This window comes from Actinomyces sp., from assembly GCF_030530635.1.
Lineage (GTDB): Bacteria > Actinomycetota > Actinomycetes > Actinomycetales > Actinomycetaceae > Actinomyces.
In genome coordinates this window covers 18,201-31,990 of the sequence record NZ_JAUMUL010000039.1, presented here as the reverse complement: position 1 = coordinate 31,990, position 13,790 = coordinate 18,201, and the positions used below count along the sequence as shown (strand labels likewise).

At 68.1% G+C, this 13,790-nt stretch carries 7 protein-coding genes; all 7 read left to right on the top strand.

Going from position 1 to position 13,790, the window contains the following annotated elements; genetic code table 11:
• Nucleotides 1-2,425: DUF1156 domain-containing protein (locus Q4A20_RS09740; protein ID WP_303122555.1), on the top strand; the 2,425-nt coding region annotated here is incomplete at its 5' end.
• Between the two features lies 1 nt (nucleotide 2,426).
• A complete protein-coding gene (locus Q4A20_RS09735; RefSeq protein WP_303122554.1) occupies nucleotides 2,427-5,840 on the top strand; it encodes a DUF499 domain-containing protein in 3,414 nt (1,137 codons plus the stop codon).
• A 1-nt stretch (nucleotide 5,841) separates the two neighbouring features.
• Nucleotides 5,842-7,350 (top strand): ATP-binding protein, encoded by a 1,509-nt coding sequence (locus Q4A20_RS09730; protein ID WP_303122553.1) that lies wholly within the window; start codon nucleotides 5,842-5,844, stop codon nucleotides 7,348-7,350.
• A 3-nt stretch (nucleotides 7,351-7,353) separates the two neighbouring features.
• A complete protein-coding gene (locus Q4A20_RS09725) occupies nucleotides 7,354-8,352 on the top strand; it encodes a PD-(D/E)XK motif protein (protein WP_303122552.1) in 999 nt (332 codons plus the stop codon).
• Entirely contained in the window at nucleotides 8,349-11,357 is a 3,009-nt protein-coding gene (locus Q4A20_RS09720) for a Z1 domain-containing protein (protein ID WP_303122551.1), read from the top strand. Before Q4A20_RS09725 ends, Q4A20_RS09720 begins: the two co-directional genes overlap by 4 nt.
• A 100-nt stretch (nucleotides 11,358-11,457) precedes the next feature.
• A complete protein-coding gene (locus Q4A20_RS09715; protein WP_303122550.1) occupies nucleotides 11,458-11,838 on the top strand; it encodes a very short patch repair endonuclease in 381 nt (126 codons plus the stop codon).
• 126 nt (nucleotides 11,839-11,964) lie between these two features.
• The gene (locus Q4A20_RS09710; RefSeq protein ID WP_303122549.1) at nucleotides 11,965-13,686 is read left to right on the top strand and encodes an ATP-binding protein; all 1,722 of its coding nucleotides are present in this window, start codon (nucleotides 11,965-11,967) and stop codon (nucleotides 13,684-13,686) included.
• Nucleotides 13,687-13,790 lie beyond the last annotated feature (104 nt).

Genomic DNA, 13,790 nt, shown 5'->3' with positions numbered 1-13,790 from the left:
CCGTGCGGCGGGTGAGACGGACCCCGATGACGCCGCGGACCGGGCCGTGGAGGCCCACGCCTCGGACCTCAACCCCGTGGCCGTGCTCATCAACAAGGCCCTCATCGAGATCCCGCCGCGGTTCGCCGGCCGCGCCCCGGTCTTCCCCGGCGCCGACGACGGCACGCGCACCTGGCCCGGCGCGCACGGCCTGGCCGAGGACGTGCGCCGTTACGGGGAGTGGATGCGCGAGGAGGCCTGGAGGCGCATCGGTCACCTCTACCCGCGGGCCGAGCTGCCCGACGGAACGAAGGCCACCGTCATCGCCTGGATCTGGGCGCGCACGGTCACCTGCCCGAATCCCGCCTGCGGCATTGAGACGCCGCTCGTGTCGAAGTGGTGGCTCGGCAAGAAGAAGGGCAAGGAGGCCTACATCGTCCCCACGGTCGTCGGCGACCACGTCGAGTACTCCATCGGCCACGACCCCGCACAGGCGCCGATGAAGGACGGCACTGTCAATCGAACCGGTGCCCGTTGCATTGCCTGTGAAAGCCATATCGACTTCGGGTATCTTCGCTCGGAAGCCCAGGAAAGTCGCATGGGAGCCGAGTTGATGGCCATTGTTGCCGAAGGACATAACTCGCGCACGTACTTGGCGCCCGATGAGGACCACGTTGCCGCGTCGCTTCAGGCGGTCCCGTCAGGCGTTCCGGTGGGTGATCTGCCCGAGTCGGCATTGGGGTTCCGAGTGCAGGCTTATGGCATGTTGAAGTATTCTGACCTGTTCACTGCGCGGCAGTTGACGGCGTTGACGACGTTCTCGGACCTGGTGGGGGAGGCGCGCGAGCGGGTGCTCCGCGACGCGCTCGCCGCCGGAATGGAGGAGGGCGATCGCCTCGAGGCCGGCGGCACCGGTGCGGCCGCCTATGCCGACGCCGTTGCGACATACTTGGGGCTGGCTGATAGTCGACAGGCTGACAGGTCATCGTCGCTCTCGACATGGCAGTCGATTGGTGAGAAGGTTCGCAATGTGTTCGCTAGGCAAGCGATAGCGATGGCGTGGGACTATGTGGATGTTAATCCGTTTTCCACATCATCCGGTAATTTCGGCTCGCAAGTAGAATGGGTTGCGAACGTGATTGATTACTTGCCAACTGCGACGTCTAATGGAGTGGTCGGCCAAAGTAATGCCGTTGCGTGTCTATATGAGGGCATGGTCGTCTCCACCGACCCGCCCTACTACGACAACATCGGCTACTCGGACCTGTCGGACTTCTTCTACGTGTGGCTGCGCCGATCCCTGAAGGACGTCCACCCCTCGCTGTTCTCCACCATGCTCGTGCCCAAGGCGGAGGAACTCGTCGCCAACCCCTACCGGCACGGTGGCAAGGACGGGGCGAAGGACTTCTTCGAGGACGGCTTCCGCACCGTCTTCGCCCGCGTCCGCGAGGGCGCCAACCCGGACTATCCGATGACGGTCTACTACGCCTTCAAACAGTCCGAGACCACCGCCGACGGCCGCATCTCCACCGGCTGGTCCACCATCCTGGAGGGTATGAGCCGGTCCGGCTGGACCATCACCGCCACCTGGCCCATGCGCTCCGAGCGCACTGGGCGGATGAGGGACATCGGCTCCAACGCCCTCGCCTCCTCCATCGTCCTCGTCCTGCGACCGCGCCCCGAGGACGCCCCCATGACCGACCGCCGCAGCCTCATGCGTGAACTGCGCAGGACCCTGCCCGACGCGGTCGAGACCCTGCGCAGCGGCGGCATCGCCCCCGTCGACCTCGCCCAGGCGGCCATCGGCCCCGGCATGAGCGTCTTCTCCCGCTACGCCCGCGTCATCGGCCCCGACGGCACCGACATGACCGTCTCCGAGGCCCTCGCCCAGATCAACACCGTGCTCGACGAGGTCCTCAGCGAACAGGAGGGCGACCTTGACGCCGACACCCGCTGGTGCCTGACCTGGTACGACGCCCACGGCTTCACCGAGGGCCCCTACGGGGAGGCCGAGACCCTCGCCTCCGCCCGCAACGCCTCCATCGACGCCCTCAAGCGCTCCGGCATCCTCAACTCCGGCGGCGGCCGCGTCTGCCTCATCGCGCCGTCCGACCTGCCCGACGACTACGACCCCCGCACCGACGACCGCATCTCCCACTGGGAGGTCGTCCTCCACCTCGCCCGCGTCCTGAACACGCGCGGCATCGACGAGGCCGGAAGAATCCTAGCCGGCGCCGTGCAACGCGGCCTGGAGGCGGACATCCTCCAGTCCCTCGCATACCGCCTCTACTCCCTCGCCGAACGCCACGGCTGGACCGAGGCCGGCCTCCTGTTCAACGCCCTGGGCGGCTCCTGGCCCGAGATCGCCGTCGCCGCCCGCGCCGGAGCGGCCGGCGGCCAGGACGTCCAGACCGCACTCGACCTCGACACCCCGGAGGACCACTGACATGCCCGCCCCATCCAATCGCGCCCGAGTCGGCCGGGCCATAGAGATCGTCGCCGACGCCCTGGAGCCCTGGATCAACGGCGTCGTCTCCCCGAAACTCCCCCCGGGCGTCGCCTGGACCGACCTGCTGGCCCAGAAGGACGGCCGCACGGACAGGACCTACAGCCCCTCCGACCTCCAGTGCCAGCTGCGGCTCATCACCGAGCGCATGGGAAACATGGGCTTCGTCGTCAGCGGCGTGCTGTCTCGCGGCGAGCAGAACCTCGCCGGCGAACTGCGCGACATCCGCAACAACTGGGCCCACAACAATCCCTTCAGCACCGATGACACCTACCGCGCCCTCGACACCGCGGAGCGCCTGCTGCGGGCCATCAACGCCCCCGCGGAGGCGGACCAGATCCGCAGGATGAAGCAGGACAGCCTGCGCCACGCATACGACGCCGCCACCAGGCGCGACACCCGCGCCACCGCCGTCGCCATGCCCGACCTGGGGGAGAAGGGCCTCGACCCCTGGCGGGACGTCGTCCGCCCGCATCCCGACATCGTCTCCGGCGACTACGGCCAGGCCGAGTACGCCGCCGACCTGCACCAGGTGGCCCACGGCCAGGGGTCCGAGGAGTACGTCGAACCCGTCCGCTTCTTCGAACGCACCTACCTCACCCAGGGCCTCAAGACCCTGCTGAGAATGACCGCCCGGCGGCTGTCCAAGGATCCCAACGCCCAGGCCGTCGTGAACCTCCAGACCACCTTCGGCGGTGGCAAGACCCACTCCATGCTGGCCGCCTGGCACCTCGCCGGCGGAACACCACTCGAACAGCTCCCCCAGGACGTGCAGGAACTGCTCTCCGGCACCCCGATTCCCAAGGGCGTGAGCCGCGTCGCCATCGTCGGCAACGAGATCTCCCCCGGACAGCCCACCAGGAAGCCCGACGGCACCGTCGTACACACCCTGTGGGGTGAACTCGCCTGGCAGCTCGGCGGCGCCGAGGGCTACGCGCTGGTCGAACAGGCCGACCGCACCGGCACCAACCCCGGCGCCGCACTGCGCACCCTCATTTCCGACCACGCCCCCGCCCTGATCCTCATCGACGAATGGGTCGCCTACGCGCGCGGGCTCTACGGACGCGAGGGCCTGGCCGGAGGCAGCTTCGACACACAGTTCACCTTCGCCCAGGAACTCACCGCCGCCGTCCAGGGCGTACCCGGGGCCCTCCTGCTCGTCTCCATCCCCGCCTCCGACATCCGCGAGGACGGCACCGTCACCCGCGCCTCCGAACTGGAGATCGGCGGCGACGGCGGACGCGAGGCCCTCCAGCGGCTCCAGCACGTCGTCGCCCGCGTCGCCCACAACTGGAGCCCCGCATCCTCCGGCGAGAGCTTTGAGATCGTGCGCCGTCGCCTGTTCACAGACCTGGACGCCGACGGCATCCGCAAACGCGACGCCACCGTCAAGCGATTCGTCGAGTACTACCGGGGACAGCGCGGCGAACTGCCCCCCGAGACCTTCCAACCCGACTACGAGCGGCGGTTGCGCGACTCCTACCCCATCCACCCCGAACTGTTCGACCGGCTCTACGGCGACTGGTCCTCACTGGAGCGGTTCCAGCGCACCCGCGGCGTCCTGCGCCTCATGAGCGCCGTGGTCCACTCCCTGGCCCAGGCCGGCGACGACGCCCCGCTCATCATGCCCGGCTCCATCCCCTTCGACGACGCCGCCGTGCGCGACGAGATCGCCGGCTACCTCGACGACGCCTGGCGCACCATCATCGAGACCGACGTCGACGGCGAGAACGCCACCCCCCTGGGCGTCGACCGCGACCGGCAGCTGTTCGGAAAGCGGGCACTGACCCGCCGCATCGCCCGCACACTCTTCCTCGGCTCCGCGGCCACCCTCGACACCGCCCACAAGGGCATCGACAGGCAGCGCATCTTCCTCGGCGTCGCCATGCCCGGGGACACGCTCGGCAACTTCGGCTCCGCCCTGCAACTGCTCACCGACCGCGCCACCTACGTCTACACCCAGGGGACCCGCAGCTGGTACGACCGGCAGCCCTCGCTCAATCGCATGGTCACCGACCGGGCCGGACTCATCGACGCCGCAGACGTGGCTGGAGCCGCCGTCTCCGTGCTCCGTGGAATCGCGGTCGCCGGCCGGGCGCCGGAGTTCGCCGACGTCATAGTCGCCCCGACATCCACGGGGGACGTGCCCGACGCGCAGGAGGCGACCCTGGTCATCCTCGGACCCGCCCACACCGTCGTCCCGAGGAACGGCAGAGGCTCCCAGCCGGCCGGGCCCGGCCGGGACTTCACCGAGGAGCTCCTGCGCAACCGCGGATCCGCCCCCCGCAGCAACGTCAACGCCCTGATCGCCGTCGCCCCCGAAGGGGGACGCTGGGCGGACGCCGAGCAGGCGCTCCGCATCCACATGGCATGGTCGCAGATGGCCGAGGAGACCTCGATCCGCGACCACGACCTCACGGTCAGCCAGGCCGACCAGGCGCGGCGCAAGGCCCAGGAGACCCGGGGCGCCGCGGAACGCGCCGTCGCGGCCGCATGGATCTGGGCCCTCTATCCGGTCCAGGACGACGGCTCCCGCCCGCCCGAGATCGAGGCGCTCAAAATCGAGGGCGAGGAGCAGCGGATCGCCGTCCGGGCCGGGACCAGGCTCGGACGGCAGGACCTCATCCTCACCGCCCTCACCCCGACCGCCATCGCACTGGTGCTCCAGGGCCCGAACCTGCGCGGCAGGTGGAACGAGGGGAGGATCGCCGTCGGCGAGCTGTGGTCCTACTTCACCCGGTACCCCTACATGCCGCGCCTGCGGGACAAACGGGTACTGCTGGACGCCGTCGCCTCCGTCATGAACGACATCGGCTGGGAGAGCGTCGGATTCGCGCTCGCCGCCGACTACGACGCCTCCCACGGCGACTTCATCGACCTGCGCCTCCCGCTCGAGGACGAGGCGCCGCGGATCACCGACACCACTCTCCTCGTCTCGCCCACGCTCGCCCGCGCCCAGCGCGGCCGCGAGGAGGAGCGGGCCGGCGCGGAGGACACCACCGAGGTCGCGTCCGCCGAGACCGACTCCGGCACGGCGGTACGGCGCGTCACGACCGGTGCCGCCGCTCCGCGAGGCGGTGGGGCGGCGACCTCCCCCGCCGTGGAGCCCCGCGTGGCCAACGCCAGGTTCAAGGGCGTGGCCGAGATCGACCCCGGAAGGGACGTCGCCGCGCAACTCGCGCAACTCGCCGAGGAGGTGATCGCCCACCTGCAGGCGGGCGACGCGGACGCCCTCAGCATCGAGGTGGACATCGAGGCCAGTCGCTACAACGGATTCAACGCCGACACCGTGCGCACGGTCACCGAGAACGCGCGTACGCTCGGCATCAAGCCGGGACGATTCACGGAGGAGTGATATGGAGGCCATCACCGCCGTCTCATCGAGGACCGTCCCGCCGGATCCGTCGATCGCCGACGCCCTGGGAACCCACCACGAACTCCCCACGGCGCTCGCCGATCTCGTGGACAACTCCATCGACGCCGACGCCGCCAACGTGCGCATCCGCATCCTCACCGAGGACGACTTCGTCACCGGTCTGCTCGTCATCGATGACGGCCGCGGCATGGACGACCCCGGCATCGACGCGGCCATGGCACTGTCCCGGCGCCGCGACTACGGGGACACGGACCTCGGACACTACGGACTCGGACTGAAGGCGGCCTCCCTCAGTCAGACCGACACCCTCGACGTCTACTCCCGCGCCATCGGCGGCGTGCCCGTGGGGCGTCGCATCACCAAGGACGAGCCGACCCGCGTGCACACGCTCGACCCCGCACAGGTCGGCCGGGTCCTCGACGGCCCACTGGTACGCACGGGCGGCGGCGCACCCGTGACCGGGACGGCCGTCCACTGGACCGGATTCCACAACGCCCTCACCTCCCCGGACCGGGACGAGCGGCGCTCCTGGATCAGCGGACTCGTAGAGGACGTCCGCGACTACCTCGGACTCGTGTTCCACCGGATCATCGCTCGCGGCGCGGTCGAGATCACCGTCGACGAGTACGACCCCGAATCGGCGCAGGCCGGCCCCGCGCGCAAGGTGCGGGCGCTGGACCCGCTCGCCCTCGGCATCACCGCCGTGCACCCGCACCGGCTCGCGGGAGAGGTGGGCCGAATCCCCTTCGAGTTCACCGCCGTCATCCTCACCGACGGCGCCCTGAACGCTCCCGGAGTGACGGCGTCGCAGCGGCTGTCCTCGGCGGAGGGCGGGCAGGGCCTGTACGTCTACCGCAACGACCGCCTGCTGCAACTCGGCGGCTGGAACTCGCTCACCGAGGGCGGAAGGGACTACGAGAACCTGCGCATCGGCATCAACGTAGGCGATGCCCTGTTGGACGTGGTCCGCATCAACCCCGAGAAGTCCGGCGTAGTCCTGGAGCCGGAGATGCGCCGGGCCGTTCACGACGCAGTGGGCGAGGAGGTCGGCACGTTCTCGGATCTGCTGGCCTCAGCGCGCAACACCGCCGTGGCGGGCCGCAGGCGGGAGAGGCGCCCGATCAGGCTGGTCGAGCCCACCAGAGGCCTCGATCGGGACGTGTACGACGCCATCGGGGACTCCGTCGAATTCGCCGAGGCGGACCCCATCGCGATCCGCTGGGAGCGCATGCCCGCCGGCCGCCTGGTCGAGGCGGACATCGAGCGGCGCGTCCTCAGGCTCAACGACCGCTACCGGCACGTATTCTCCACGAGCACCGACCCGGAGGACGCCCCACTGCTCAAGACGCTCGTATACATGCTCTACTCCCGATTCTTCGAGGGATCATTCCTCGGCGCGCGGGAGAAGCGGGAGGTCGCCGCATATGAGCGGATCATAAACGCCGCCCTCACCGACGAACTCCTGCGGCGCGGTGCGGAGGAGGACTAGTCCATGGACGATCACGCGGGCGAGTCCAACGCCCTGACGCCCGAGACCCTGGCCGCATACATCGACGCCGGGATACCCACCGAGCAGAGACTCGCGGACGCGCCCATCTGCATACTCGGCATCGATCCGCCCCGCAGAGAACTGACTCTGCGCACACCCGCAACGGACTCGGACATCGACGTCTCCGCCTACCGGATGATCCGCACCGACCTGTTCGAGGAGCCCGGGTACGAGACCGTCTGGTTCCGGGTCACCGTCGACGCCGAGGGCGTCGAGTACGAGGCGTACTCGCTCCTCCAATCGGTGGCCGACCAGCTTCAACGGGGCGACGACATGGAACGCGCACTGCACGTGGCCCTGGACGCCTACAGGGGGCTGCTCTCACGCGCGCCGCGGCTGAGCGAGGACCAGGAGATCGGACTCTTCGGTGAACTGATCGCCCTCAACCGACTGATCGACGCCATCGGAGAGCGCAGAGCCCTTGCCGCCTGGTTGGGCCCGCAGACGGAGGAGCACGACTTCGTGCTCGGAGACTGCGACGTCGAGGTCAAGACCACCCGGAGTGAGCGCCGCGTCCACGTCATCCACGGGCTCGGGCAACTCGCCCCCACCCCCGGACGGCCGTTGTACCTCATGTCCGTGCAGGTCACGCGGGCGGGCGCCTCCGACGACGACTCGACCCTTCCCGGCATGATCGAGCGCATCCGCCGCCGACTGCGTGCCGGGCGCATCGACTTCGACGACAAGCTCTCCGAGTTCGGCTGGGAGGACGCACGTGCGGACCGGCTCTACACGACGCGCCTGCTCCTCCGCAGCGAGCCGCGCTTCTACGCCGTCGACGACGGCTTCCCGGCCATCACCTCGGATGGACTCGGCCGCATCCTGACCCGACCCGAGCTGGTACGAAGCATCGACTACCGGATCGACGTCACCGACCTCGACCCCGAGCCGGCACCGCCCGCCGAGTTCGGTGCGCCGGCACAGGAGGAGCCGCAGCCATGAGCGTGGACCAGTACGACAAGGCCCTGGAGCAGGCCCTCACGGGGATGGATGATCCGATGGACCTGCACCCCATCGTGTCGGTCTTCCTCGCTCCGACCGGCGAGACGATCGCCCGAGAGGAGGTACCGGGCCTCATCCTGGATGCGGACAGGAACGCCCCCGGAAGACGCAAGTTCCACATCCGACTCGGCGAATGGGATGCGGAAAAGGACGCGGTCTGGACCGACGGTACCGTCGAGCGCACGTCCGAACGGCGAGCACTCATCATGCGACTGCTGGGGATCAGCGACGATGCGGCCGAGCGCATCCGCGAGGCCTTCCCCGTCTTCGCCGACAGGACCACCGTCATCGCCGCCCCGGACTGGACGCCCTGGTACGACGAGGAGCGGCGGGGCGCGCATCACTTCTACTGGGACGGCTATCGGTCCCTGCTTGAGAGCAGACTCCCGGCGGAGTCGGTGGCGGACATCGACGCCGCCACGACCGACATCGTGGGCCGGCTCGCCGACCCCTCGGGGAGCGAGCCGTACCAGTCGAAGGGCCTGGTCGTAGGACACGTTCAGAGTGGGAAGACCGCCAACTTCACCGGCGTCATCGCCAAGGCCATCGACGCCGGCTATCGGTTGATCATTGTATTGACCGGCACCGTGGAGATCCTCCGCTCCCAGACCCAGCGGCGGCTCGACATGGAACTCATCGGGAGGGAGAACATCCTCGGCGGGATCGATGAGCAGGACGAGGACCTCCTGGCCGACGTCGACTACGTGAGCACCGATGACGCCGACTGGAGAGCCGGGAGATTCGTCTCCTACGGGGCCGGATTCACCAATGCGGGCGTCCCGGCGATACGCCGCCTGACCGGGGCCAAGGACGACTACGAGATGCTCAGGGCCGGCCTCGATGCGCTCGATCCGCGGGCGGGACACGAGCTCAGCGACCCCACCCGGCCCATGTGGCACCCGGACAACATTCACCGCACCGACGTGCGCATCGCTGTCGTCAAGAAGAACAAGACCGTGCTGACCAAGCTGGTCAACGACCTGCGCCGCATCAAGGCGCGCACGGTGGAGATACCCACACTCATCATCGATGACGAGGCGGACCAGGCCTCCGTCAACACGGTCAACCCGAAGAAGAGCGGGCAGGCGCAGAGAACGGCGATCAACAGGCTCATCGCCGAACTCATGCGCCGGCTGCGCCGGGCCCAGTACGTCGGCTACACGGCCACGCCCTTCGCCAACGTGTTCATCTCGCCGGAGGACGCCGAGGACATCTTCCCGCGCGACTTCATCGTCAGCCTGAGCGCCCCGAAGGAGTACCGGGGAGGGCGGGCCTACCACGACTTCGAACAGCTCACGTCCGAGGAGAAGAAGAACCCGGCCGTTTCTAACGAGTGCGCCTTCGTACGCGACTTGCGGGGCGACGACGACGTCGACCCCAAGCAGGTGGATGAGGAACTGCTCAGTGCCCTGGACGCGTTCGTCCTGACCGGGGCGATCAAACTCTGGCGGGCCGAGGCCAGGGCCGAGTTGGCGGGCTCCTTCCGCCACCACACGATGCTGGTGCACGAATCCGTCAAGCAGGCCGAGCACGCCGAACTGGGGGACCGAATCAGGCGCCTGTGGCGGCGGGCGGGATACGGATCGCCCGCATCCATGAATCGACTGCGCAGCCTCTTCGATGAGGACTTCGCGGTGGTGTCGGCGTCAAGGCAGTGGGAGGAGGACCTGCCCCAACCCGACTCCTTCGACGCCGTGGGACCGTTCATCGGCGAGGTGCTCGACCTCGTCATGGCGGGCGGCGCGGATCCCGTCGTCATCGTCAACGGCGACAAGGATCAGCAGTACAACCAGGTCGACTTCCAGCGGGACAGGGTCTGGCGGATCCTCGTCGGCGGCACCAAGCTCAGCCGCGGCTTCACGCTGGAGGGACTGACCGTCACCTACTTCAAGCGGCGTGCCGCCCAGGCGGACGCCCTCATGCAGATGGGCCGGTGGTTCGGCTACAGACCCGGATACTCCGACCTGGTTCGGCTCTACATGGCCCGCGAGATCAAGGGACCCAGAGGAGCCGTCTACGACCTCTACGACGCCTTCGGGGCGATCATGCAGGACGAGGAGCAGTTCCGCGACCAGTTGGCGACCTTCGCCAGGATCAAGGAGGACGGCCGCCCCGCCGTCAAACCGATCGACGTCCCGCCACTGGTGTTCCAACAGCTGCCCTGGTTGCGCCCCACCGGCCGCAACAAGATGTACAACGCGAAGCTGGACTTCAGTGGCATCGGGGGCGTGCTTCAGGACTTCCCGCGGCAGCCCGATCGCGGGGACGGTGGCACGAATAAGCGGCACTTCGAACTCGTGCGCCCCTGGTTCGAGCGCGACCTGTTCGGTCCGGTCGAGGAGTTCGAGTACCGGGACCCCAGTGGGAACAGGAGGCGCACGTTCAAGGGGCGGGTGGCCGTGGTCCCCGCCGAGGAGATGTTGAGCGTGCTGGACGGCTTCGAGTGGGTGGAGAAGTTCGACTTCACCCCCACGCTGGAGATGATCCGCCGGGCGATGGCCGAGGAGAGACTCAAGGACTGGGCCGTACTTCTGCCCCTGCTGGAGGGGACGCCGGAGAAGACGGTGGATGGGCTCCGCATACCGATGCTCAGGCGCACCCGCCGCCCCGACCGCGGGGGCTTCTCCGGAAGCTCATTCCGACAGCGCGACGCCATCGAGACGATCGCCGGGAAACCCGACGCGACTGGCGAGCACTCCCCGGGCGGCGATGCGGCCCTCGCATACCGGACCAGGACCCGGGGAGCCATGCTTCTCACCTTCGCCGCCGATCCGAAGGGCAGGGCGGAGAGAACACCGAGCCGCATGCCGGAGGAGATGGCCGCGGCGGACACCGCCACGATCTTCTCCCTGGCTCTGCCCTACGAGGCCGCGCCCAAGGGCCGGATCGCCTTCAGTGTCAGACGCAGGGACCGGAGCGATGACCCCGTCGTCGACGCCGACTGAACCCGAACCGCCTGCGAATCCGGAACCCGGTGGGCCGCGCCCGACCCGAGCGGCGCGGGCCGGGGGCTCCTGGGCATCCTCGCCGGGGGTGGCCAGATCCATGCGCTCCAACACGCATCGGGACACGCGGCCGGAACTCGCTATCCGGCACCTGCTGCACGCCCGGGGGCTGCGCTACCGGGTGGACATGGCGCCGTGGAGCAACAAGCGCAGGCGCGCGGACATCGTCTTCACCCGGCAGCGCCTGGCCGTGTTCATAGACGGCTGCTTCTGGCACGGCTGCCCCGAGCACGCGACCCTGCCCGTGACCAATGCAGACTACTGGCGGCCCAAACTCGCCAAGAACATCGAGCGGGACCGCGAGACCACGGCGATGGCCGAGGCCGAGGGCTGGCGGGTGCTGCGCATCTGGGAGCACGTGCCGCCCGAGGAGGCCGTGCGGCTCATCGTCCGGGCGCTCGAGGCGAACCGGGACGAGTGACGCATTGACGGGGCGCGCGACTCACTGCTCTCAGCGGCACCCTCACTCACATAACTGAGGTGCTCACTCTATAGAGTGACGCCCTCACTCTAGAAAGTGAGACTATCACTGACGTACGCTGAGGTTGTGACTGACGAAGAACTCCAGGAGCACGTCGCCCGCATCCGGCGGCTGGGTGCGGATGAGGCCCGCGTCGAGGTCAAGGCCGCGGTGCGCGACATCCCCAAGGGTATCTGGGACTCCGTATCCGCATTTGCCAACACGGAGGGCGGACTGATCATCCTTGGGCTCGACGAGGGCCAGGGCTTCACACCTGCCGACGGTTTCGATGCCTCGAGGATAGAGAATGCCCTCATCTCCGGCCTGGACGACGCAGAGCGTGCCAACCCCAAGGTGAGGCCTGTTCCGCAGTACCAGGTCGACCGCGCCGAGATCGATGGCGCCCAGGTCGTTTGGGTTCGCATTGAGCCTCTCTCGGCCGCCCCGGACAGGACGGCGCCCTGTCATGTCGTTGCGCAGGGCCTGGAACGGGGAAGCTATAAGCGAGTCGGTGATGCGGACAAGCGCCTGACCACGTACGAGGTACACCTCCTGCGGACGCGGAACGTCAACGAGCATGCCGATCGCCAGCCTGTTGACGGGCACACTTTCGCAGATCTCGATCCGGACCTGGTGAGCCGCATGGTGGAAAGGGTGCGGGCAAGCGGCTCGCGTGCACTCGCCGGGCTCGCTCCGGATGATCACGTATCCGCATTGCAGAGGCTCAACGCTCTTACGGCCGACGGCACTCCCACCCTGGCCGGCTATCTGGCTCTCGGCATTTACCCACAACAGGAGTATCCCCAGCTGACCATCGATGTAACTGTTCATCCTGGTACCGCCAAGTCTCAGGACCCCACCATCAGATTCCTAGACCGCCGTAACTGTGATGGTCCACTGCCGCAGGCGATTGACGATGCCGTACGCACCGTCATGCGCAACCTGCGCACGCGTCGAATCGTTGAAGGGACCCGTGGCACTGACATTCCCGAGATTCCGGAGGATGTTCTACGAGAGGCCATTGCCAACGCGGTCATGCACCGCGACTACTCCCGCTTCGTCACCGGGCAACAGGTTGCTGTCAACGTGTACCTCGATCGCGTAGAGGTCATCAACCCCGGCGGCTTCTGGGGCGATCGCACCAAGGAGAACGTCACCGATGGTCACTCTGCGTCCCGAAACGAGGACTTGGCCCGCCTGCTTACGGTAGTCCCCATGCCTGACAACCGCTCCACGGTCTGCGAGAACCAAGGGTCGGGGGTCGTACGCATGGTCAACGAGATGCGTGCTCACGGCCTGCCCGCTCCTGACTACAGCACATCGACGATCGACCACGTAGTCGTTCGCCTTGATCGCTTCGGCCTCATGGATCCGGAGACGGAGGAATGGCTGGGGACGCTGCCCGGGCGCTCCGGCTTCTCTCGCAACCACGAGGCCGCGCTCGCCCTGGCCAGACGGAATGGAACCGTGAATGTGGTCGATCTGCGCGACAACCTGGGACTCGACTCTGACGACTGCCGTGGTGTTCTCGCGCAGCTTGTGGCCGACGGTCTCCTGGTGGGCATGAATGACGGCCCCTATGCGATCGCCGATCAGACAAGGAGCGTTGAGAAGACGGGAGCTGAGTGGGAGATCCTTGCCGTCCTGAGTGCGGACGAAGCTCTTTCCATTCGGGATGTGGCAAAGGCCACCGGTAAGACGCTCACTGCGCTTCGGCCGGTGCTGCGAGAACTCGTCGAGCGTGGCCTGGTGGTCGCGACGGCGCCGCCTACGAGCCGCAGCCGTAAGTACCTGCTTGCAGGCGGGTGACAGTCGCCCAAGGTTCGCGCTGGCCGGTGGGGTCGGGTTGTCTCTCCCGGCCCCACCGGCCTTGGCGGTGAGGTGGCCGCGTCCGGGGGTTCCCACATCCCCGG